The organism is Rhizobium sp. AG207R, assembly GCF_027109195.1.
Taxonomy (GTDB): Bacteria; Pseudomonadota; Alphaproteobacteria; order Rhizobiales; family Rhizobiaceae; genus Rhizobium; species Rhizobium dioscoreae.
Genome location: NZ_JAEPVT010000012.1, coordinates 82,448 through 102,815, shown reverse-complemented (window position 1 = coordinate 102,815; position 20,368 = coordinate 82,448). Strand labels below are relative to the sequence as shown.

The following is a 20,368-nucleotide window of genomic DNA, read 5'->3' as shown; positions in this document are numbered from 1 at the left end:
TTATCTATTGGTATCCGTAGGAGGGCTTCATGGCTCGCAACACATCCGTTTCGCTGGGAGATCATTTCAGCGCCTTCATCGAAGCGCAGATAAAGACAGGGCGATATGGCTCTGCCAGTGATGTTGTTCGCGCAGGTTTGCGCCTGCTTGAAGAGCACGAGGCAAAGGTCAAGCATCTGCAGAGTGCGTTGATCGCCGGGGAAGAGTCCGGGGAGGTTGCTTCCTTCGATAACGCCGCATTCCTCAAGCGAATGCGCGCGACCTATGGTGAATAGGCCTCGCAAGTGCGGTCTTTCGCCGCTTGCGGTGGCGGATCTTGAAGGTATCTGGCGATATACGGTCGAGAACTGGTCTGTAAGGCAAGCTGAGATCTACCATGCTGAAATCGTTGCAGCTTTCGAGGGGTTAGCGTCCGGCGAGAAAATTGGTCGCGCGACTGACATCCGTGACGGCTATTTCAAATATGCCGTAGGCTCTCATGTGATCTACTATCTTTTACGGGATGGCGAGGTCGCGATCATTCGCATATTGCACCGGCGAATGGATGTCGGTCGGCATCTTTGAAGAGATGTCTGGCATCCGGAACGACAGTGTGATTTGGTCAATATCTCTAATCTGTGGATTCGCGCGGTTGGCGGACGTGAGCCTTGTCAGATTTATTGTTCGAGGCGACTTGGCTTGCTATTCACCGGTCGGTGACAGATTGGAGTCGAGTCGATGTCCCCAGCAAATACTGCCGTTAAAATTCCGGTAGAAATGCCAGTCGTGGAAAAGCGTGTGCGCAATCGCGCCGCGACGGAACAGGCAATCCTGGATGCCGCCAAACGGCTGCTGGCGGAGGAGGGATTCCAGAATTTCGGTATCAATGCGGTGGCCCGCGGTGCCGGCTGCGACAAGCAGCTGATCTACCGCTATTACGGCGGCTTGAATGGCCTTGTGGAGGCCATCGGCACCGATCTCGGCAGCTGGGTCACCGATCGCATTCCGGACGATACCGGCGGCATGTTCCTTTTAACCTATGGCGATCTGATGGAGCGGCTTTCGATGCTGTTTCTCGATGCTTTGCGCGCCGATCCCCTCATGCGCCGCATCGTCGCCTGGGAAGTCTCCGAGAATAGCGAGCAGGTGCGCCGCCTGTCCGAGGCTCGATCCAAGGCGCTCGCCGGCTGGATCGAGCGCATGCGCGGCTCGCTCGTGCCGCCCAAGGGCGTCGATGCTCAGGCCGTCAATGCCATGATCTTTGCGGCCATCCAGCATATCGTCCTAGCTGCGGCCGTTAGCGACCAATGCGCCGGCCTCGTCTTGAAGAACGGCAAGGATTGGGAGAAGGCGGCAACGGCCTTGAAGCGGATCGTGCGCGGCGTTTACGGCTGATGCCAGCCGTCGGGCAGGGATATCCACAGGCTCGCTTCGCCGTTAACCTTAACAAATGGTTTACATTGCGCCGCAGCGGTTAACTCGTCACTGTCGGAGAACGATTAGTTAACCATCAAGCGTGCAGCCATGGGGTTGAAACCCGCTAAATTAGTGTTTCTCGTTACCACGGTGATGTTCTTTGCCGTGCTCGCACTAGATATAACGCTGCCCGCGATGGTGTTGAGCGCCATGGCGCTGTCGAACTGGCTCGTCCTTTCGGCTGGCACGACGCAATTTCAGCGTCGAAGGGGTACCGCATGAAGTGGTTGTTGATTTGCTGGGCCGGACCGGTCTCGTTTCTCGGGGCATGGTATTATCTGTCGTACTACGACATGAGCTTCGGCATCTTCATGCTGACGCGGCAGATGCACGATCTGGTGTTCGATATCTACGGCAAGATCCTCGGTATTCCGCCGGAAACCATCCCGCCGCTGGTCGCGCGTGCGATCGCCTTCGACAGCCTGCTGGTCTTCGCAATCTACGGCTTTCGCCGCCGGGCAACTATCATCGGATGGTGGAAGCGCCGTCAGGAGGCGTCCGAATCGGGCAAGGCGGCCCTGCCGAGCGCCGATAGCCTGTCCAAGGCTCCCTGAAGAATGAAGCTTGCCGCCGCCGAGTCGATGCGCTCGGCGCGCTTGGCCCGCGAGACGTCCATTTCCAACAGCGCCCGTTCGGCCGCAACGGTCGAAAGCCGCTCGTCCCAGAAGACGAAGGGCAGAGCGGTCTTTTCCGACATGCTACGCACGAAGGCGCGTGTCGCCTGCACGCGCGGCCCGGCGGAGCCATCCATGTTCATCGGGAGTCCTATGACGAAGGCCGCCACCTTTTCCTTCTCGGCGAAGGCGAGCAATGTTTCGGCATCCTGGGTGAATTTCACGCGCTTGATGACGGGGCGAGGCGTGGCGAAACGCCGCCCGAGATCCGACATGGCCAATCCAATTGTCTTTGTGCCGAGGTCGAGACCGGCAATCGGCTGACCGGGCAGGAGCATCACGGCTAGATCTTCGATGGTCAGCGTCGTCATCAGGGTACTGCTCCTGTCAAAACAAATTGAAGTCCTAACCGCTTTTCTTTGTTGCGGTTTGAGATATCTCCTAGACACCAGCCTCACATTTCAAATCAAGTCATAAGGAGAAATCCAATGAAGATCACCTGGCTCGGCCACTCCGCTTTTCGCATCGAAACGGCGACGGCAAAAATACTGATCGATCCATTTCTGTCTTACAATTCTTCCTTTGCGGCCGCCGGTCTCAACATCAAGGACGTTGCTCAGGGCGTGACTCATATCCTGCTGACGCATGGCCATGCGGACCATGTCGGTGACACGGTTCAGATCGCCAAGGATACCGGCGCCGTCGTTCTCGCCAATGCCGATCTCGCCTCCTGGCTCGGCACCAAGGGCGTCGAGAAGCTGGAAATGGGTAATACCGGTGGCACGGTCGGCCTCGGCGGCTTCTCGGCCACCTTTACCAATGCGCTGCACTCCTCCGCCCAGATCACCGAAGACGGCGTTTCCCATGCGCTCGGCAATCCGAACGGCTTGATGCTGCATTTCGATGACGAGCCGACGCTGTTCCATATGGGTGATACGGATATCTTCTCGGATATGGCGCTGATCAATGAACTGCATCAGCCCGATATCGGCATCCTGCCGATCGGCGACCGTTTTACGATGGGCGGCGCGGTGGCAGCACTTGCCTGCCAGCGCTTCTTCAACTTCAAGACCGCCATCCCCTGCCATTATGGCACGTTCCCGATCATCGACCAGACCCCGGAAAAGTTCATCGCCGGCATGGAAGGCTCGAAGACTGCGGTTGCCGCACCGAAGGCGGGTGAGAGCATTTCTGCCTGACGATACCCGTTGCGTATGGCGGGCATGGCCTTTATAGCGTGAAGCAAATCCACTTTCGGTGGATAATCTTGCTATCCGGAGAATGCCATGTCCGTCGATCTCGCCACTGTCAAACGCGTCGCCCATCTTGCCCGCATCGCCGTCAATGAAGACGAAGCGCAGCGGATGATGGGTGAGCTTAACGGCATTCTTGGCTTCGTCGAGCAGCTCTCCGAAGTGAATGTCGATGGCGTCGAAGCCATGACCTCGGTAACCCCGATGGCGATGAAGAAGCGTACCGACGAAGTCACCGACGGCAACAAGGCTGCCGACATCGTCGCCAATGCGCCGAATACCGATCAGAATTTCTTCCTGGTGCCCAAAGTCGTCGAATAACGGTTCTTTCGAGCCTTTCCGACCCGTTGCCCAATTCCAGATCTGAAGCGAAACAAAATGAGCGAACTGACCAGCCTGACCATTGCCGAAGCCCGCGACAAGCTGCGCGCCAAGCAGATTACCGCCACCGAACTGACCGAGGCCTATATCTCGGCGATCGATGCAGCCAATGGCCAGCTCAATGCCTATATCGCTGTCACGCCCGACAAGGCGCGCGAGATGGCCAAGGCCTCGGATGCGCGTCTTGCCGCCGGCAAGGCCGGTACGCTCGAAGGCATTCCGCTTGGCATCAAGGACCTGTTCGGCACCGAGGGCATCCACACCCAGGCCTGCAGCCACATTCTTGATGGCTTCAAGCCGCGCTATGAATCGACCGTCACGCAGAACCTCTGGAACGACGGCGCCGTCATGCTCGGCAAGCTCAACATGGACGAGTTCGCCATGGGCTCCTCCAACGAGAGCTCCTATTACGGCCCGGTGATCAACCCCTGGCGTGCCGAGGGTTCGAACCAGCAGCTGGTTCCAGGCGGCTCGTCCGGCGGTTCGGCCGCAGCCGTTGCAGCGCATCTCTGCGCCGGCGCAACGGCCACGGATACGGGTGGCTCCATTCGCCAGCCGGCAGCCTTCACCGGCACCGTCGGCATCAAGCCGACCTATGGCCGCTGCTCGCGCTGGGGCATCGTCGCCTTCGCCTCGTCGCTCGACCAGGCCGGCCCGATCGCCCGCGACGTGCGCGATGCCGCCATCCTTTTGAAGTCGATGGCAAGCGTCGATGCGAAAGATACGACCTCCGTCGACCTGCCGGTGCCGGATTATGAAGCCTCGCTCGGCCAGTCGCTGAAGGGCATGAAGATCGGCATTCCGAACGAATATCGCGTCGATGGCATGCCGGAAGAGATCGAAGCGCTCTGGCAGCAGGGTATCGCCTGGCTGAAGGATGCCGGCGCCGAGATCGTCAACATCTCCCTGCCGCACACGAAATATGCGTTGCCGGCTTACTATATCGTCGCCCCTGCCGAGGCATCCTCGAACCTCGCCCGCTACGACGGCGTCCGCTACGGCCTGCGCGTCGACGGCAAGGACATCGTCGACATGTATGAAAAGACGCGCGCTGCCGGCTTCGGCCAGGAAGTGAAGCGCCGCATCATGATCGGCACCTATGTTCTGTCGGCCGGTTACTACGACGCCTATTACCTGCGCGCGCAGAAGGTCCGCACGCTGATCAAGCGCGATTTCGAGCTGGCCTTCAACGCCGGCGTCGACGCGATCCTCACTCCCGCCACGCCATCCTCGGCCTTCGGCATCGCCGACGAGGACCTGGCTTCGGATCCGGTGAAGATGTACCTGAACGATATCTTCACGGTGACGGTCAACATGGCCGGCCTGCCGGGCATCGCCGTCCCCGCCGGCCTCGACCCGAGGGGCCTGCCGCTCGGCCTGCAGCTCATCGGTAAGCCGTTCGAAGAGGAAACCCTCTTCAAAACCGCCCACGTCATCGAACAGGCCGCTGGCAAGTTCACGCCGGCGAAGTGGTGGTAAGCACCACAATGAGACGAACGGCTTGATGACCAATCCCGTCAAGCTTCGCGACATCTGACGCCGCTTATCGGAAGGGCCGTCCGGAAATCCGGGCGGCCCTTTTGCACATGCCAATATTCCGCCCGAACGCCATCACATTTTGGACCGAAATACGATCATAAATTGCAGCGAGCCGCTTGGTCTCGTCCTCTGCAACCGAATCGGAAGGTCTCTTCATGCTCAAGCAAGTCTCGGCGATCCTGCTCCTCAGCGTGTCATGCCCAGCGATCCTGCTGGCGGCCGATAATGGGGCCATTCGATCCATTACCCTGTCTTCGGGCGGTCTGGCCCAGGTGTCTCGATCGGCCGATGTCGACAGCAACGGCGTGATCCGGATCGAGGTTCCCCTTGATCAGATCGATGACATCCTGAAGAGCCTTGTGGTCAACGGGTCCGCGGGTTCAGTGGCAGGCATGACGCTGGCGGGGCCGCAGCCATTGCAGGAGACGTTCAAGGGCCTGCCGTTCAGTCTGGAAGCGCTCTCCTCGGTGCCGTCGCTTCTGACGTCGATGCAGGGCGCCAAGGTCGCGGTCACCAGCGGCGGCAAGACGATCGAAGGAAGCATTCTGGGAATCGAGCAGAGGAAGGCGGAGGAGAATACGACGGTTTATCTGCTGACCGTCATCGATAGGGATGGCGCGGTGGAGACGCTGGCGCTTGGCGAGGATGCCTCCGTCCGGTTTGATGACCCCGACGTAAGAGCAAAGCTCGCCCAGGCGACGGCAGCCATTGCCCGGGGCAAGAACGATCGCACCCGCGCGATCGATATCAAGGTGAACGGCGTGAAGGACAGCGGCGCCATCGGCCTGACCTATGTCGTGCCGTCACCGATCTGGAAAACGGCTTACAAGGTCGTGATCGACGAAAAGAACAAGGCGCGCCTGCAGGCATGGACGGTGCTGGAAAATGCCAGTGGCGAGGACTGGAAGGGCGTCAAGCTGACGCTGACCTCTGCGGAGCCGGTGACGCTGAAACAGGGTCTGCACCAGCTCTACTGGAAAGAGCGGCAGGAAGTGCCGGTCAACACGGCGTCCAACAATGTCCCTGATCCCGATAGCGGCGATCTGTCCAACAGGCAGCGTCTCGCTTCGAATGCCGAGGAGCGAGCCGCGCCCGCACCTGCCAAGGCAATGATGGGTGGCGTCAGCAGAAAGGCATACGCGGCTGACGAGCTGGAAGGTTCGGTCGCGCCGATGCAGATTGCCGCGTCCAATCCGGCCAGCGCGACCGAGAGCGATATCTCGGCCACTTTCGAGCTTCCGGGAACCTACGATCTGGCCAATGGCGATACCTTGTCGGTGCCGATCATGGATGCAGAAGTGGAGGCCGACATGGTGGATATGTATCGAGCCGGCAGCAGCCTGCGCAATCCCATCGCCGCGGTAATGCTGAAGAATGCCACCGGCGTCAGCCTGCCGGCGGGAATCCTGACGCTTTACAACGGCAAAACCGGCTATATCGGCGATTCCCAGCTATCGGCATTACCCAAGGACGACACGCGCCTCGCCAGTTTCGCGACCGATCGCAAGGTAACGATCAGCGAGCAGCAAACGCCGACGGAGGAGATCGCCTCGCTGAAGGTTGCCGACGGCGTGATGAACGCTACCGTCAAATATCGCCAGACGACGACATACACCGTATCAGGCGCGCTGGACGGCGAACGGACTGTTGTCATCGAGCACCCGATCCGGGACGGCTGGTCATTTTCTTCAGCCGAAAGCTTCGGCAAGACGGCAACGCACCAGCGGCTCAAGGCGGCGGTGCCAGCTGGGGCGGAAAAAGTACTGACGGCAGTCGACGAGCAGCTTCAGAGCAACAGCTACGCCTTGGTCGATACCGATCCGGACATGCTGCTCGGCTGGTCGGCCTCGACCCATGACAAGGAACTGACGGACAAGCTTACAAATCTCGCCGACGCTCGTAAAAGGCAGGTCGCGATCCAGAACGAACTGGCGAGCCTTGACAGTGAAATCGAGAAAACCGTCAATGAGCAGGAGCGGATAAGGCGCAATCTCGGCGCCGTGCCTGACAACAGCGATCTGAAGAAGCGCTATTTGAAGGCCTTAGCGGATAGCGAGGATCAAATTGCCGCCATGAACGAAAGGCGCGATGCAGTGCAGCAGGAAAGCGATCGCCGCGGCGACCATGTGACTGACATCATCAGGACATTTTGATCGCCACGCGCTTTCTCATTCGAGCCTTATCAATCGGTGAGAGCCGCCCATGGGGCGGCTCTCCTGTTTGCTCTATCGATTGTTCAATTGCGATCGTACGAGCCGCAATCCCTTTTCGCTGATGCGATAGGGATGGCCGTCGGTGGATTTGATGGCCTTGAGCCGTTTCAGCCGCCGGAAAAGGTCGAGGCCGAAATCGGGGTAGATCCAGCCGTCCCGCGTGAAGCAGTAGGCTGTCTCGATCTTCTTGTTGTCGCTGCGTTCGATTTCGATGCGCCCGCCCTGGGCGAGCAGGTGCAGGATGCGCTGTTCGGCGCGGGAAATGTCCATTGTTGTCAGAATCCGTATAGCGCCAAAAGGCGCACAAAAACGATCCGAAGCTTCCCTTGGGGGAAGTCGGGGCTTCGTTTTTCAGGCCCGGCACGCAAGAAGACTTGCGGGCGGGGCCTTTACCGGCACTGACAAAAGTTAGACATAAAAACTCCGTTGATGCACCTCTCTAAAACAGGTTGCGATCCACAGTCAAGCTTCAACCCTGTGGGCATTTTTGCATGCCAGTCCGCCGGTGAATCTCTCCGCTGGCAAAAGCCTTTCGCGGGTGCTTTACTGTCTCCAAATGGCGGGGGCCCGATGATCCACATTCGCAATGCCCATGAAGGCGAAACTGCGGTATTGGCGAGCATTGGCTTGCGCTCCTGGCAAAGGGCGATGGGCGCGATCGGTGGCACGGGCGAGCTGCTGGAAAGTGCAAGCGAAGCCTTTACCAATTTCATCCGCAATCTCTGGTTGACGATCACGGTGATCGAGCTGAACGGCGAGGCTGTGGGATGGGCGGCGCGCGAGGCGCTGGACGAAGCGATTTCCGATTTCTGGATCGATCCGGATTTCGTCAGACGCGGTCTCGGCTCGGCGCTTCTGGCGCGGATCGAAGCGGATGTGCACGGGCAGGGGCTGGAGAAGGTTTCGCTGCAGAGCCATGCGGCCAATACCGATGCCATCGCCTTCTTCAGGGCGCGCGGCTATGAGATCCGCTGGCTGTCGATCGTCTATTCCCCCAAGCTCGACAGCGATGTTCCCACAGTCGGGCTTTCGAAATCGCTGGTCGATGAAAGCGATGGCGCCTATGGCCCGGGCATATAGCACGCAGCCGATGCCGAAAGCCTTGCGCCGCCTCGCCAATTGCTCTACCTCACCAAAGCAGAAAACAGCATTATACAAGAGCTTCCCATGACCATTGTCGACGTCCGTACGCCAGATCCGAAACGCCTCATTCCCGGTGCCACGGGTGATTGGGAAGTCGTTATCGGGATGGAAGTCCACGCCCAGGTACTGAGCAAGTCCAAGCTCTTCTCCGGCGCCTCGACGGAGTTCGGCAATCCTCAGAATTCCAACGTGTCGCTCGTCGATGCCGCCATGCCCGGCATGCTGCCCGTCATTAACGAGGAATGCGTCAAGCAGGCCGTGCGCACCGGTCTCGGTCTGAAGGCCAAGATCAACAAGCGTTCGATCTTCGACCGCAAGAACTATTTCTATCCGGACCTGCCGCAGGGCTATCAGATCTCGCAGTTCAAGGATCCGATCGTCGGCGAGGGCAAGATCGTCATCTCGCTCGGTCCGGACCGTCAGGGCCAGTTCGAGGATATCGAGATCGGCATCGAGCGCCTGCATCTGGAACAGGATGCCGGCAAGTCGATGCACGACCAGCACGCCACCATGTCCTATGTCGATCTGAACCGCTCCGGCGTCGCGCTGATGGAAATCGTCTCCAAGCCGGATATCCGCTCCGCCGACGAGGCGAAGGCCTATATGACGAAGCTGCGCTCGATCGTGCGCTATCTCGGCACCTGCGACGGCAATATGGACGAAGGCTCCATGCGCGCCGACGTCAACGTTTCCGTTCGCCGTCCCGGCGGCGAATTCGGCACGCGCTGCGAAATCAAGAACGTCAACTCCATCCGCTTCATTGGTCAGGCGATCGAATATGAAGCACGCCGCCAGATCGGCATTTTGGAAGACGGCGGTACGATCGATCAGGAAACCCGCCTGTTCGATCCGAACAAGGGCGAGACGCGGTCTCTGCGCACGAAGGAAGATGCGCATGATTACCGCTATTTCCCCGATCCGGATCTGCTGCCGCTTGAGTTCGACGATGCCTTCGTCGCGGAGCTTGCCGAGCATCTGCCTGAGCTGCCCGACGATAAGAAGGAGCGTTTCGTCCGCGAACTCGGCCTCTCGGTCTACGACGCCTCCGTGCTCGTCTCGGAAAAGGCGATTGCCGATTATTTCGAAGCAGTTGCCGCCGGCCGCGATGGCAAGATGGCGGCAAACTGGATCATCAACGACTTGCTGGGCGCTCTGAACAGAACCGGCAAAGACATTGAAGAGACTCCGGTTTCGCCCGCCCAGCTCGGCGCGATCATCGACCTCATCAAGGCGGAAACCATCTCCGGCAAGATCGCCAAGGATCTGTTCGAAATCGTGCTCACCGAGGGCGGCGATCCCGCGGAGATTGTCGAGGCGCGCGGCATGAAGCAGGTCACCGACACCGGCGCGATCGAAAAGGCTGTCGACGAGATCATCGCCGCCAACCCGGATCAGGTTGCCAAGGTTAAGGCCAAGCCGACCCTTGCCGGCTGGTTCGTCGGCCAGGTGATGAAGTCGACCGGCGGCAAGGCCAACCCGCAGGCGGTGCAGGCGCTGGTCAAGGCCAAGCTCGGCATCGAAGAGGAATAAGCGGTGTTCTTCGTCCGCACCGCCAGCGAGCAGGACCTGGAAAAGGTCCGCGCTCTGCTCGGCGAAACCTGGCATGCGACCTATGACCGGATCTACGGGCCGGAAAAGGTCGGCGAGCTGCACGCCTCCTGGCATTCGCTTGCCTCGCTGAAGGCGCGGTTGGCGAATAAGAATTCCGAATTCCTGGTGGCCGACGACGGCAAGACGATCGGCGGCATGGGCTATGCCGCCATGTCCAAAGAGATGACGAAAACCGTCATGCTTCACATGCTCTATGTCAGTCCGGAGCATCAGCGCGAGGGTATCGGCCGCGATATTTTCGCTGAGCTGGAGACCTGCTTCCCGGATGCGGAGATCATGCGCCTTGAGGTCGATCCGCAGAACGCGCCTGCGATCGCCTTTTACCAGGCCCACGGCTTTGTCGAGGTTGGCCGCACGGAAAACTGCGGCAATGGGCAGTCGGGCATTCCGGCGCTGATATTCGAGAAGCCGCTGGCGGGCCACTGAAAGAATAGGCGAGATCATTCATGGAAGCCGGCCGCCTGCTAATCCGCGAAGCGAAAGAGTCCGACCTTCATGCCCTGATCGCGCTCTTCGCCGCCGACACCATGGGCGGTCATGGCGATACCGCCGAGCCTTCGGCCTATGACGACTATGCCAATGCTTTTCGCGTGATTGCCGCATCGTCGAACCAGACGCTTTACGCCGCTGAGTTTGCCGGCGAGGTCGTCGGCACCTTTCAGACAATTGTCGTCACCTCGCTGCACGGTCGGGGATCGTCCGTGATGATCATCGAGTCCGTCCAGACGCGTGGCGACATGCGCGGGCAGGGGATCGGGGCGGCGATGATCAACTTCTGCATCGAGGAGGCGAAACGCCGCGGCATGCGGATGGTACAGCTGACCTCGAATGCGGCTCGCAAGGATGCACATCGCTTCTATGAAAGACTCGGTTTCAAGCCGACACATCTGGGCTTCAAGATGACATTGAAATGAAGCCGTTTGCCTGCTGGAATCACTGGACAAGCAGGATCAGGGGCGGCATAAGCAAACTATCGAATTCTGGTATCGCTCGCCCCTCAGCGGGTATCGAGGAAAAGACATGTGGAATTTCATCGTACAGACCTTCACCTGGTGGAACAGTCAGACCATGGGGACGCGCTTCGCGACTTGGCGGTTTGGCAAGCGTGTCGGCGAGGATGAGTTCGGGAATGTCTATTACGAAGGCGGCACGTCCTCTTACGGCCTTCCAAAGCGCTGGGTGATCTACAAGGGCTATGCCGAAGCCTCCGCCATTCCTCCGGGCTGGCACGGCTGGATGCATCACCGCACCGACGTTCCGCCGACCAAGGAAAACTATGTCGCCAAGGACTGGCAGAAGGAGCATCGCGCCAATCCCACAGGCTCGCCGCAGGCTTACCGCCCGCCTGGCTCTCTCGCCGTTGCCGGCGAGCGTCCGCGCGTGACCGGCGACTACGACGCCTGGACCCCGGGCAGCTGAGCGCGACAGCCGGCTCGTCCTTTGGCCACAATTGGGCTTTAGGCGCGACATATGCCGGCGCGAGCTCGGCGCCTTGACCGAGACCAAGCGGAGACTGGCGGATATGATGTTTTTCACGCGGAGCGCTTCTTTGCGTGCGGTGGCTGCAGCGGGAATCACCCTCTTCGCCGGCATCATGGCAGCCCCTACTGCCGAGGCTGCCCGCATATCAAATCCAGTTGCGGTCTTCTCCGGCCTCGACAAGATCACCGGCCGCATCACCACCTTCGACGTTTATGTCAACGAAACCGTGCAGTTCGGTGCATTGCAAGTGACGCCGCGCGCCTGCTATTCACGAGACGATACCGAGCAACAGAAGGTGGACGGTTTCGTCGAGGTGGACGAGATCACTCTCGATCGCCGTATCCGCCGCATCTTCACCGGCTGGATGTTCGCCGACAGCCCCGGCCTCAACGCCGTCGAGCATCCGATCTATGACGTCTGGCTGAAAGAGTGCAAGCAGAAGTCCGACGTTCCGGCGCCGGATACTGCCGGCGCGAAGTAGTCGGTTTCGAGACATTCACAGCAGGATTATGTAGCCCGCAGAAGCCTTTCTCCTGCGGGCATAGTTTCATTCTCGCTCGGTATTTGCCGCCGCTTCACCTATCGCCAGACGATCGGCCACCTCCGACAAGTCGAGTACGATCCGCACGCCGTCTTTGATCTTGTGCCGCAACAAGTCGTTGCGGTCCGGATAGGCTTTCAATTTGCCTCCATCCCGAAAGCCCTGAAGCCGCGAGCGCGAGATTGCCAACTCCGATGCAAGCAGCCGATCAAGGCGCAGGTTTGTCGGGAATTGAGCTGATATCCCGATATCAAGCAAAGTCCAGCCGCTTGCCACACCTATAGCCTCTTTCAGGATGGAGACATCGGGCGGCTCCTCAATACGTTTGGCTTTCCGCCTCAGCCCGTCGAGATCGAATTCCTGCGCGCGTACCCAGTCCGGATCGCTGCGCTGCAGTGCCTCGAGCGTGGAAGGGGCGAGGTCGTGAACGGTCCGGCGCTCGAAGAGCGTTCGGTTCCATGTCTTGTCGCAATCGATGCACTTATAGACAAGCCAGGCATCGAGCCGCTTGCCATTGGCGTTGAGCCTGATCTTGCCGCTCGATCTGAAGGGTTTTGGAGATCCGCAGCCGCTGCAGGCGATCCATGGTTGAGGCGATGTTTTAGGCGTAAGGGTCCAACGGACCTGAAGAATATTGCACATACCGTCTTGGTCTTCCGTCTGGAAGTCCACCAAGCTGGCGGTGAGACAAGCCCGTCAGGGCGCGGTATGGCGATATTGCGGGACGGCTGAAGAGCTGAGACAGCGGTGGCTGCATTAGGCGCGTTTTGACAATGCCAAACCGGTCTCAGGCCATCACCCGATGGACATGAATATGCGTCGGACGGCATTGAACCGTCCCGATGCACTGGGTGATTTGGATGAGACCGGTATTTACGACGGCAAAGTGGAACCTCTATGCACCAACGCTCTTCGCTTGCAGAGATAGCAGACCACAATCAGGATTTGAAGTGGTAAAAAACTTCAGGCGTGGATTGCTTCAGGCGTCACTATTTCCTTTGCGGCGGAACAGACTCAGGATCTTGCGGCCGGCCGCTACGGCACCCGCCAGCACAACGATGAGGCCTTTCTTCAATGCCAGAAGGGCGACGCCAAAACTTTTGAAGAAGCCGAGAACGACTGCAAGCAGGCCAAGCTTTGCCGCAACCTTTACGCCCGCACCGGCAGCGATCATGCCCGCCATACTATAGGCGGCGATCTTGTCGCCATTGGTGAAATCGGCATAGCGCTTGCCGCTATCATATTGCACGGTGTTGATGACGTTGGGGATAGCGGCGTTGATTTCCTGCAGCTGATCCAGTCCGGCGACGAAATCGAGCTCGGTGACGCCCTCGCGTCCCAACACGCGCACGGAATAGTTCAGCGTGTGACCGGCATTGGGATCCTTGCCGAAAATCAGATCGCGCGCCCAGTGGAGGGCATGGGTCGCCTTATCGTAATGTGGCGGTTCTGCCCAGCCGACCAGTGTGATCGGGTCGAAGCCCTGCTGTTCACGTTCGGGATTCGCTTCCTTGATCGCGTCCTGGATCTTCTTCAGAAGATCGTCGTAATCTGTCGATGCTGCATCCTCATCGGAGACATAGCCGCTGCCGTCATAGTCGATGACGGAACCCCAGGAATGTGGGTCGGTCGGCGGATATTTGGCCGGGAAGATCATGCCGAGCGGATTACCCACCGAACTTTCCGGATTGCCCCAGAGCTCAACCAGCACCTTCTTCGAATCCTGCGGATTGAGATAGTAGAACTGGTCAGAGACAGTCAGTGTGGCATTGGCGGTGGGGATCTTGATCGCGCCCTGCTGGAAATCCAGCGTTTTAAGCACGGCGCCTTCGTCGCCTACCGGCGGCTCGACCCCGAACATGTCGTGGAATGATTTGGCGTTGGTCTGCGTCGCGATGGTCAGCGCGGCGAGAAATGCAATTGCAATATGATTCTTCACGATTCTACCCTCGGCTGTTGTGCCGAACTTAGGGCAATCCGTTTCGTAATCAATTCATTTCCGGCCGATTTCCACCATCGGAGAAGCTGAGATTGGGCGATTCCATCGCTTTCTCCAGCATCTTGGCATAGGCATCCTTAGGCACGTCGATGGCGCCGAATGTCTTCAGGTGCTCGGTGGTGAATTGCGTGTCGAGTAGGGTGAAGCCGCGTTCGCGCAGGCGCTCCACCAGATAGACGAGGCAGATCTTGGAGGCGTCCGTGCGACGGGAAAACATGCTTTCGCCAAAGAAGGCGGATCCCAGCGAAACGCCATAGAGCCCGCCAACCAGCCGGTCGCCGTCCCAGGCCTCCACGGAATGGGCGTGGCCGATATGATGCAGGGTGGCATAAAGCGTGCGGATCGTGTCGTTGATCCAGGTGCTGGGGCGATCGCTCGTCTCTTCAGCGCAGGCGGCGATGACCGCTTCGAAATCCGTGTCGAAGCGAATATCGAAAGGGTGTTGACGGATCTTCTTGGCGAGGCTCTTGGAGACGTGAAACGTATCCAGAGGGATGATGCCTCGCAATTCCGGCTCGACCCAGAAGATCTCCGGATCGTCTGCCGATTCAGCCATCGGAAAAAGCCCGATGGAATAGGCGCGCAGCAAAATCTCCGGGGTAATGCCGGGACGTTTGCCGCGCGCTCCGGGCACAGGCTAGGCCGATGTTTTTGCCAGGTAGTTTTCCAGCCAATGGATATCGTAATCGCCGTTGGCGATATCCTGATTGGAAACCAGATCCTGGAAGAGCGGCAGGGTGGTCTTGATGCCGTCCACAACGAATTCGTCAAGCGCACGGCGCAGGCGCATCATGCATTCGACGCGGGTGCGCCCGTGTACGATGAGCTTGCCGATCAGACTGTCGTAGTAGGGAGGGATCCTGTAGCCCTGATAGGCACCGGAATCGATACGAACGCCAAGGCCGCCGGGCGCATGGAAATGCGTGATCGTGCCGGGCGAGGGGACGAAGGTGCGGGCATCTTCGGCATTGATACGGCATTCGATGGCATGGCCTTGGAAATGCACCTCGTCCTGCGTGACCGAAAGACCGCCGCCGGAAGCGACGCGAATCTGCTCGTGCACGAGGTCGATGCCGGTGATGGCTTCCGTGACCGGATGCTCCACTTGCAGACGGGTGTTCATTTCGATGAAGTAGAACTCGCCGTTCTCATAGAGGAATTCGATGGTGCCGGCGCCGCGATACTTCAGCTTCTTCATCGCGTCGGCGCAGATCTGGCCGATCTTCATGCGCTGCTCGACGTTGAGGGCTGGGGAGTTGGCCTCTTCCCAGACCTTCTGGTGGCGGCGCTGCAGTGAGCAGTCACGTTCGCCGAGATGGATCGCATTGCCTTCGCCGTCACCGAAAACCTGGATTTCGATATGGCGCGGCTTGCCGAGATACTTTTCCATATAGACGGATTCGTTGCCGAAGGCGGCTGCCGCTTCCGTGCGTGCCGTCGACCAGGCCTCGATCAGGTCTTCTTCCGTGCGGGCGACCTTCATGCCGCGGCCGCCGCCGCCGGCAGTTGCCTTGATTAGCACCGGATAGCCGATCTCGCGCGCTGTCTTCAGCGCATCCGCCTCGGTCTTCACTTCGCCATCGGAACCGGGAACGACCGGAATGCCGAGTTGCTGCGCCGTGGTCTTGGCGGTGATCTTGTCGCCCATGATGCGGATATGTTCCGCCGTCGGACCGATGAAGGTAATGCCGTGCGCCTCGAGAATATCGGCGAACTTGGCATTTTCCGACAGGAACCCATAGCCGGGATGCACGGCGTCCGCGCCGGTGATCTCGCAGGCGGCGACGATCTGATGGATATTGAGATAGCTTTCGCGCGACGGCGGCGGGCCGATGCAAACGCTCTCATCCGCAAGCCGTACATGCATGGCATCGGCATCGGCCGTGGAGTGCACCGCAACGCTCGCAATGCCGAGCTCCTTGCAGGCGCGCAGCACGCGCAGAGCGATCTCTCCGCGATTGGCTATGAGAATCTTCGAAATCATGGGCATCGGGCCGACCTTACTCGATGACGACCAGGGCTTCGCCGTACTCGACCGGACGGCCGTCCTGAACGAGAATTTCAGTCACCGTGCCGGATTTCGGAGCGGGGATCTGGTTCATCGTCTTCATTGCTTCGATGATCAGCAGCGTCTGACCTTCCTTGACGGATGCGCCGACCTGGATGAAGGCAGCCGAGCCCGGAGCCGGCGCCAGATAGGCTGTGCCGACCATCGGCGCGCTGACGACATTGTCGGGGTTGCGGGTCTTGCCGGCGGGAGCGGCGGCGGCCGGCGCTGCTGCCGCGGCAGCAGGAGCGGCGTAAGCGGCCGGGGCGGCAATCGGCGCCTGAACATACTGCGTCGTGCCGGCGCGCGACACGCGGATGCGCAAATCTTCCTGCTCGACTTCGATCTCGGTGAGATCCGTGTCGTTGAGAATATTGGCGAGATCGCGAATCAGCGCCTGGTCGATACCCGATTTCTTTTCAGCCATTGGATTTCTTGCCCTGTATTTTTGTTATTGGGTGATGGATTTCAGCGCTTGAAGCGCCAGGATGTAGCTATGAGGTCCGAAACCGCAGATCATGCCCTTTGCTGCGGGCGCGATCATCGATTTGTGCCGGAATTCTTCGCGTGCGTGGATATTGGAGATATGTACCTCCACGACGGGAATGGAAATGGCGCGGATCGCGTCATGCAGCGCGATGGACGTATGACCGTAGGCACCGGGATTGATCGCGACACCGGCGGCCTTGTCACCGGCTTCGTGCATCCAGTCGACCAGCACACCTTCGTGATTGCTCTGGCGGAAATCGACGATGAAGCCCAGGCTTTCACCTGCGGCCTTGCAGTCGGCTTCGATATCCTTGAGCGTCTTGCCGCCATAGATGCCCGGCTCGCGCTTGCCGAGAGCGTTCAAATTGGGTCCGTTCAGGACGAAAATAGTTTGCGCCATTAGAGGTTCCGTCAAAGTGCAGCGCAACCTATAGACTCCCAAGGCTCTGTAGGAAAGCCCTGGCACGAAGGTTGCGTGCCTCTAGGTGTGGAAACGCCGCGATTTTGGCATTTTTGCGCCATGCTGCGTCGCGGCGCCGTTCCGAAGCTCTTAAAAAAGCGAATAGGCCACTTACTTATCCGCTTTTGAGAGTAGGCTTTTGCGCCGTTCAGCAGCTCGTCTTGCCGCAGCTGCGAACGTTGGCAATCTTTTCCTTGATAGCATCGAGGCCGATCGCGCCCGAAACCATCTCGTTGCCGATGACATAGGCCGGCGTGCCCGTCACGTTGAGATCGGAGGCAATCTGATAGGTCGCCTTGATCATGTCAGTGTTCGGCGCTTTTGCCATTTCGGCGCGGATGGCCGCTTCGCTGACACCGAGCGAGGTGGCGACATCGATGGCGGTGTCTTCGGAGGCGCGGCCGTCGCTGCCCAGCAGCTTGTGATGGAACTCGGCATATTTTTCCGGCGCGAGCAGGCGGAACGCGCTGGAGACCCGGGAAGCGGCAACTGAATCCTGACCGAGGATCGGGAATTCCTTCAGCACGAAACGAACATTCTTGTCCTGCTGCAGAAGTTTGTCCATATCGCCGAGCGCATGGCGGCAATAGGTGCAGTTATAGTCGAAGAACTCGACGACGGTGATATCGCCCTTCGGATTGCCGATGGCCACGTCATCCTTGGAGTTGAAGATCGCATCCTTGTTCTGGGTGATCACCTGGGCCGACTGCGCAATGCGGGCTTCATCCTGTTTCTTTTCGAGTGCGGCCTGTGCATCCAGCAATACCTCCGGGTGCTCGACGAGATATTCCTTGATGAAATCCCCGATTTCCTTCTTCTGCTGGTCGTCCAGCGCGGCGGCCGGCTGGATCGTGGCGAAGGACGCTGTCAGGGCAATCGCCGAAACCGTCAGCAGGCTTTTGAGAGAAAAGGTCATGGGGTCCTCGTTTGGATCTGGGCGGAGACGTCATTCTCGGATGCGCAATAACATCGTCGGGTTAACATCCGCAAATAAGCATCGACAATTTACGGTGCGTCCTTACTTCCAGAAACAGGAATTTTCACGACAAAGCCGCAATCGCAGGATTGTGAACGCGCCGATATTGCGGCAAATGTCGCTTGCCAATCCGATCCGAGAGAGAATTGACCTTGTTTTCCCTATCCAAGCGCAGCGATGTTGAACCCTTTCATGCCATGGATGTGCTGGCGGAAGCGACACGGCGTCGCCAGGCAGGACATTCCGTCATTTCCATGGCGGTTGGACAGCCCTCGCATCCCGCGCCCCAAGCGGCGTTGGAGGCGGCGCGCGTAGCTCTTGGCCATGGCCGGATCGGTTATACGGATGCGCTCGGCACTCTAGCCCTGCGGCAGGCGCTTTCCGCCCATTACCAGGTACGCCACGACCTCAGCATCGATCCGAAGCGCATTGCGATCACGACCGGATCGTCGGCGGGCTTTAATCTTGCCTTTCTGACTCTGTTCGATGCCGGCGATAGCGTTGCCATCGCACGGCCGGGCTATCCGGCCTATCGCAATATCCTCGCCGCACTCGGTCTCGATGTCGTCGAGGTGCCGGTCACAGAGGAGACGGAGTTTACGTTAACGCCCGAGAGCCTCGAGGCAGTGCAGGCGGCAAGCGGCAAGCGCCTGAAGGGCGTGCTGCTAGCAAGCCCCGCCAATCCCACAGGCACGGTGACGGGCAGGGCGGCCTTGAAGGCGCTGGCTGATTATTGCGCGGATCGTTCCATCGCCTTCATCTCCGACGAGATCTACCACGGGCTGACTTTCGTCGGTGAGGAGACGAGTGCGCTGGAGCTGACGGACGAGGCGATTGTCATCAATTCCTTCTCGAAATATTACTGCATGACCGGCTGGCGTATTGGCTGGATGGTCTTACCGGAACGGCTCGTTCGTCCCGTCGAGCGCGTGGCCCAGAGCCTTTACATTTCCGCGCCGGAACTGTCGCAGATTGCCGCCGAAGCGGCACTCGACGCAGGCGCGGAACTGGATGTCTATCGCGAGAGCTACGGCCGCAACCGCGATTTCCTCACGCGTCGGCTGCCGGAAATCGGCTTCCGTATTGCCTCGCCGATGGATGGCGCTTTCTACGCCTATGTCGATGTCAGCGGCTTCACGAACGACAGCATGGTCTTTGCGCAAAGGATGCTGGCCGAAATCAACGTCGCCGCCACGCCCGGCCTCGATTTCGATCCTGTGGAAGGACATCGCGCGATGCGTTTCTCCTATGCCGGCTCGAATGCCGAGATCGAGGAAGCCATCGAACGTATGGCCGCTTGGCTGAAATAGAATCCGCAATCAATAGCTTATGCGAGCTTGCGAAAGTGCTTTCGCAAGTCGAAGGGCTGTTTGCGTAAAGTGCATGATGGTCTCCGGGACCCGTTTCCCTCGCCTTGGACCTTCAATTTGTTTCATGTCGCTATTGCAAAACCGTGGCGCTTCACGCCGTGTTCCCAGGCATGACAAGCGAATATATCGGCTGCCAGAAATGAAAAAACCGGCCACGCTGCCGCGGCCGGGTTTCTATCTCATCATTGCGGTCGATCTTCTTAGAAGAAGCCGCGGCGTTGCCACCAGCCGGCTTTCTTCGGCTTGGTCGGCTCTCCGTCGCTCTCGCTACCTTCGTTAGCGCGGGTGGATTTCACCACCGGAGCAGAGGAGGAAACGTTGGATTCGCGGTTGGCGCGGGCCGGTTTGGCTGCATCCTCAGACGCTTCGGGCGCCGCCGTGTCTGCCGAATTGTCCATAACTTCGGCGATCTCGGCAACAGCCTCGATTTCGACATCCGCTGTGGGCGCTTCCTCGACAGCGGGCGTTTCGACCGGCGATGCCTCGACAGCCTTCGCCTTGCGGCGACCGCGGCCCTTGGCAGGCTTGACGTCTTCGGTAACGACGGCTGCCGTTTCGACCGCTGCCATGGCGGGCTGCGCCTCGACGGCGGCTTCGCCTTCGGCAACCGCGATCTCGGCCACCGTTACGGTTGCGTCGCCACCCTCTTCTGCATCGTTCTCATCAACTTCGCCGGAACCGACTTCCTCGCCTGCTGCAGCCTGTTCGTTGCCTTCGTTTTCACGATTGCGTCGGCCACCACGCTTGCCGCGACGACGGCGCTTGCGCTTCTGCTGTGTGTCATCGTCACTGCCG

25 protein-coding genes are annotated in these 20,368 nt (G+C 59.3%); 16 read left to right on the top strand and 9 right to left on the bottom strand.

Annotated features, from left to right (window positions below):
* The first annotated feature begins 29 nt into the window (after positions 1-29).
* The 5 genes from JJQ51_RS26180 (at position 30) to JJQ51_RS26160 (ending at position 2,009) form a co-directional block, all read left to right on the top strand.
* Positions 30-275, top strand: a complete 246-nt coding sequence (locus tag JJQ51_RS26180) for a type II toxin-antitoxin system ParD family antitoxin (RefSeq protein WP_113351557.1) — start codon at positions 30-32, stop codon at positions 273-275.
* Positions 265-564, top strand: a complete 300-nt coding sequence (locus tag JJQ51_RS26175) for a type II toxin-antitoxin system RelE/ParE family toxin (RefSeq protein WP_112723131.1) — start codon at positions 265-267, stop codon at positions 562-564. Before JJQ51_RS26180 ends, JJQ51_RS26175 begins: the two co-directional genes overlap by 11 nt.
* Positions 565-717: 153 nt before the next feature.
* Entirely contained in the window at positions 718-1,374 is a 657-nt protein-coding gene (locus JJQ51_RS26170) for a TetR/AcrR family transcriptional regulator (RefSeq protein WP_269245493.1), read from the top strand.
* 129 nt (positions 1,375-1,503) lie between these two features.
* Positions 1,504-1,677: a hypothetical protein gene (locus JJQ51_RS26165; RefSeq protein WP_269245492.1), complete on the top strand. Its 174-nt coding sequence runs from the start codon at positions 1,504-1,506 to the stop codon at positions 1,675-1,677.
* Entirely contained in the window at positions 1,674-2,009 is a 336-nt protein-coding gene (locus JJQ51_RS26160; protein WP_152096427.1) for a DUF6105 family protein, read from the top strand. Before JJQ51_RS26165 ends, JJQ51_RS26160 begins: the two co-directional genes overlap by 4 nt.
* Here JJQ51_RS26160 and ruvX read toward each other — a convergent pair.
* On the bottom strand, positions 1,943-2,440 hold the full coding sequence (ruvX, locus tag JJQ51_RS26155) for a Holliday junction resolvase RuvX (protein ID WP_095434546.1): 498 nt from the start codon (positions 2,438-2,440) through the stop codon (positions 1,943-1,945). The genes JJQ51_RS26160 and ruvX overlap by 67 nt on opposite strands.
* A gap of 117 nt (positions 2,441-2,557) precedes the next feature.
* Here ruvX and JJQ51_RS26150 point away from each other — a divergent pair, with 117 nt between their 5' ends.
* The 4 genes from JJQ51_RS26150 to JJQ51_RS26135 all read left to right on the top strand — a co-directional run bounded on the left by JJQ51_RS26150 (position 2,558) and on the right by JJQ51_RS26135 (position 7,395).
* Positions 2,558-3,268: a metal-dependent hydrolase gene (locus JJQ51_RS26150; protein ID WP_145631346.1), complete on the top strand. Its 711-nt coding sequence runs from the start codon at positions 2,558-2,560 to the stop codon at positions 3,266-3,268.
* Between the two features lie 87 nt (positions 3,269-3,355).
* Positions 3,356-3,643 (top strand): Asp-tRNA(Asn)/Glu-tRNA(Gln) amidotransferase subunit GatC, encoded by a 288-nt coding sequence (gatC, locus tag JJQ51_RS26145; protein ID WP_015339557.1) that lies wholly within the window; start codon positions 3,356-3,358, stop codon positions 3,641-3,643.
* A 57-nt stretch (positions 3,644-3,700) separates the two neighbouring features.
* Positions 3,701-5,182, top strand: coding sequence for an Asp-tRNA(Asn)/Glu-tRNA(Gln) amidotransferase subunit GatA (gene gatA, locus JJQ51_RS26140; RefSeq protein ID WP_152094284.1), 1,482 nt, complete (start codon positions 3,701-3,703; stop codon positions 5,180-5,182).
* A 215-nt stretch (positions 5,183-5,397) separates the two neighbouring features.
* Complete coding sequence (locus JJQ51_RS26135) at positions 5,398-7,395, top strand: DUF4139 domain-containing protein (protein WP_269245491.1); 1,998 nt, start codon at positions 5,398-5,400, stop codon at positions 7,393-7,395.
* Positions 7,396-7,467: 72 nt separating this feature from the next.
* Here the strand turns inward: JJQ51_RS26135 and JJQ51_RS26130 are convergent, their stop codons facing one another.
* A complete protein-coding gene (locus tag JJQ51_RS26130; protein ID WP_113328947.1) occupies positions 7,468-7,725 on the bottom strand; it encodes a YjhX family toxin in 258 nt (85 codons plus the stop codon).
* A 300-nt stretch (positions 7,726-8,025) separates the two neighbouring features.
* On the opposite strand from JJQ51_RS26130, the gene JJQ51_RS26125 reads away from it, so the two are divergent.
* From JJQ51_RS26125 to JJQ51_RS26100, 6 genes are all read left to right on the top strand, one after another.
* Positions 8,026-8,535 (top strand): GNAT family N-acetyltransferase, encoded by a 510-nt coding sequence (locus JJQ51_RS26125; RefSeq protein WP_269245490.1) that lies wholly within the window; start codon positions 8,026-8,028, stop codon positions 8,533-8,535.
* An 87-nt stretch (positions 8,536-8,622) separates the two neighbouring features.
* The gene (gene gatB / locus JJQ51_RS26120) at positions 8,623-10,128 is read left to right on the top strand and encodes an Asp-tRNA(Asn)/Glu-tRNA(Gln) amidotransferase subunit GatB (RefSeq protein WP_152094280.1); all 1,506 of its coding nucleotides are present in this window, start codon (positions 8,623-8,625) and stop codon (positions 10,126-10,128) included.
* A 3-nt stretch (positions 10,129-10,131) separates the two neighbouring features.
* Positions 10,132-10,635 (top strand): GNAT family N-acetyltransferase, encoded by a 504-nt coding sequence (locus JJQ51_RS26115; RefSeq protein ID WP_113351548.1) that lies wholly within the window; start codon positions 10,132-10,134, stop codon positions 10,633-10,635.
* 20 nt (positions 10,636-10,655) lie between these two features.
* Positions 10,656-11,123: a GNAT family N-acetyltransferase gene (locus tag JJQ51_RS26110; protein ID WP_152094279.1), complete on the top strand. Its 468-nt coding sequence runs from the start codon at positions 10,656-10,658 to the stop codon at positions 11,121-11,123.
* A 106-nt stretch (positions 11,124-11,229) separates the two neighbouring features.
* A complete protein-coding gene (locus tag JJQ51_RS26105; protein ID WP_152094278.1) occupies positions 11,230-11,628 on the top strand; it encodes an NADH:ubiquinone oxidoreductase subunit NDUFA12 in 399 nt (132 codons plus the stop codon).
* A gap of 103 nt (positions 11,629-11,731) precedes the next feature.
* Entirely contained in the window at positions 11,732-12,172 is a 441-nt protein-coding gene (locus JJQ51_RS26100; RefSeq protein ID WP_069614929.1) for a DUF2155 domain-containing protein, read from the top strand.
* 66 nt (positions 12,173-12,238) lie between these two features.
* On the opposite strand, the gene JJQ51_RS26095 is transcribed toward JJQ51_RS26100, so the two are convergent.
* The 7 genes from JJQ51_RS26095 to JJQ51_RS26065 all read right to left on the bottom strand — a co-directional run bounded on the left by JJQ51_RS26095 (position 12,239) and on the right by JJQ51_RS26065 (position 18,143).
* Positions 12,239-12,874, bottom strand: coding sequence for a DUF1062 domain-containing protein (locus JJQ51_RS26095; RefSeq protein WP_152094277.1), 636 nt, complete (start codon positions 12,872-12,874; stop codon positions 12,239-12,241).
* A gap of 337 nt (positions 12,875-13,211) precedes the next feature.
* Complete coding sequence (locus JJQ51_RS26090) at positions 13,212-14,171, bottom strand: DUF2167 domain-containing protein (protein ID WP_145320339.1); 960 nt, start codon at positions 14,169-14,171, stop codon at positions 13,212-13,214.
* Positions 14,172-14,220: 49 nt separating this feature from the next.
* Positions 14,221-14,865 (bottom strand): leucyl/phenylalanyl-tRNA--protein transferase, encoded by a 645-nt coding sequence (gene aat, locus JJQ51_RS26085; protein ID WP_152094276.1) that lies wholly within the window; start codon positions 14,863-14,865, stop codon positions 14,221-14,223.
* A gap of 3 nt (positions 14,866-14,868) precedes the next feature.
* Complete coding sequence (accC, locus tag JJQ51_RS26080) at positions 14,869-16,221, bottom strand: acetyl-CoA carboxylase biotin carboxylase subunit (RefSeq protein WP_173002541.1); 1,353 nt, start codon at positions 16,219-16,221, stop codon at positions 14,869-14,871.
* A gap of 10 nt (positions 16,222-16,231) precedes the next feature.
* Positions 16,232-16,705: an acetyl-CoA carboxylase biotin carboxyl carrier protein gene (gene accB, locus JJQ51_RS26075; protein WP_069614925.1), complete on the bottom strand. Its 474-nt coding sequence runs from the start codon at positions 16,703-16,705 to the stop codon at positions 16,232-16,234.
* Positions 16,706-16,729: 24 nt separating this feature from the next.
* Positions 16,730-17,167 (bottom strand): type II 3-dehydroquinate dehydratase, encoded by a 438-nt coding sequence (gene aroQ / locus JJQ51_RS26070; protein WP_069614924.1) that lies wholly within the window; start codon positions 17,165-17,167, stop codon positions 16,730-16,732.
* Between the two features lie 208 nt (positions 17,168-17,375).
* A complete protein-coding gene (locus JJQ51_RS26065) occupies positions 17,376-18,143 on the bottom strand; it encodes a DsbA family protein (RefSeq protein WP_152094275.1) in 768 nt (255 codons plus the stop codon).
* A gap of 212 nt (positions 18,144-18,355) precedes the next feature.
* Here JJQ51_RS26065 and JJQ51_RS26060 point away from each other — a divergent pair, with 212 nt between their 5' ends.
* Positions 18,356-19,513 carry a pyridoxal phosphate-dependent aminotransferase gene (locus JJQ51_RS26060; protein ID WP_269245489.1) on the top strand — a complete coding sequence of 386 codons (1,158 nt, stop codon included), beginning with the start codon at positions 18,356-18,358 and terminating at the stop codon, positions 19,511-19,513.
* Positions 19,514-20,368 lie beyond the last annotated feature (855 nt).

Coding starts and splice junctions, on each gene's coding strand:
- JJQ51_RS26180 (WP_113351557.1), top strand. CDS start 30: ATGGCTCGCAACACATCCGTTTCGCTGGGAGATCATTTCAGCGCCTTC.
- JJQ51_RS26175 (WP_112723131.1), top strand. CDS start 265: ATGGTGAATAGGCCTCGCAAGTGCGGTCTTTCGCCGCTTGCGGTGGCG.
- JJQ51_RS26170 (WP_269245493.1), top strand. CDS start 718: ATGTCCCCAGCAAATACTGCCGTTAAAATTCCGGTAGAAATGCCAGTC.
- JJQ51_RS26165 (WP_269245492.1), top strand. CDS start 1,504: ATGGGGTTGAAACCCGCTAAATTAGTGTTTCTCGTTACCACGGTGATG.
- JJQ51_RS26160 (WP_152096427.1), top strand. CDS start 1,674: ATGAAGTGGTTGTTGATTTGCTGGGCCGGACCGGTCTCGTTTCTCGGG.
- ruvX (WP_095434546.1), bottom strand. CDS start 2,440: ATGACGACGCTGACCATCGAAGATCTAGCCGTGATGCTCCTGCCCGGT.
- JJQ51_RS26150 (WP_145631346.1), top strand. CDS start 2,558: ATGAAGATCACCTGGCTCGGCCACTCCGCTTTTCGCATCGAAACGGCG.
- gatC (WP_015339557.1), top strand. CDS start 3,356: ATGTCCGTCGATCTCGCCACTGTCAAACGCGTCGCCCATCTTGCCCGC.
- gatA (WP_152094284.1), top strand. CDS start 3,701: ATGAGCGAACTGACCAGCCTGACCATTGCCGAAGCCCGCGACAAGCTG.
- JJQ51_RS26135 (WP_269245491.1), top strand. CDS start 5,398: ATGCTCAAGCAAGTCTCGGCGATCCTGCTCCTCAGCGTGTCATGCCCA.
- JJQ51_RS26130 (WP_113328947.1), bottom strand. CDS start 7,725: ATGGACATTTCCCGCGCCGAACAGCGCATCCTGCACCTGCTCGCCCAG.
- JJQ51_RS26125 (WP_269245490.1), top strand. CDS start 8,026: ATGATCCACATTCGCAATGCCCATGAAGGCGAAACTGCGGTATTGGCG.
- gatB (WP_152094280.1), top strand. CDS start 8,623: ATGACCATTGTCGACGTCCGTACGCCAGATCCGAAACGCCTCATTCCC.
- JJQ51_RS26110 (WP_152094279.1), top strand. CDS start 10,656: ATGGAAGCCGGCCGCCTGCTAATCCGCGAAGCGAAAGAGTCCGACCTT.
- JJQ51_RS26105 (WP_152094278.1), top strand. CDS start 11,230: ATGTGGAATTTCATCGTACAGACCTTCACCTGGTGGAACAGTCAGACC.
- JJQ51_RS26100 (WP_069614929.1), top strand. CDS start 11,732: ATGATGTTTTTCACGCGGAGCGCTTCTTTGCGTGCGGTGGCTGCAGCG.
- JJQ51_RS26095 (WP_152094277.1), bottom strand. CDS start 12,874: ATGTGCAATATTCTTCAGGTCCGTTGGACCCTTACGCCTAAAACATCG.
- accC (WP_173002541.1), bottom strand. CDS start 16,221: ATGCCCATGATTTCGAAGATTCTCATAGCCAATCGCGGAGAGATCGCT.
- accB (WP_069614925.1), bottom strand. CDS start 16,705: ATGGCTGAAAAGAAATCGGGTATCGACCAGGCGCTGATTCGCGATCTC.
- aroQ (WP_069614924.1), bottom strand. CDS start 17,167: ATGGCGCAAACTATTTTCGTCCTGAACGGACCCAATTTGAACGCTCTC.
- JJQ51_RS26065 (WP_152094275.1), bottom strand. CDS start 18,143: ATGACCTTTTCTCTCAAAAGCCTGCTGACGGTTTCGGCGATTGCCCTG.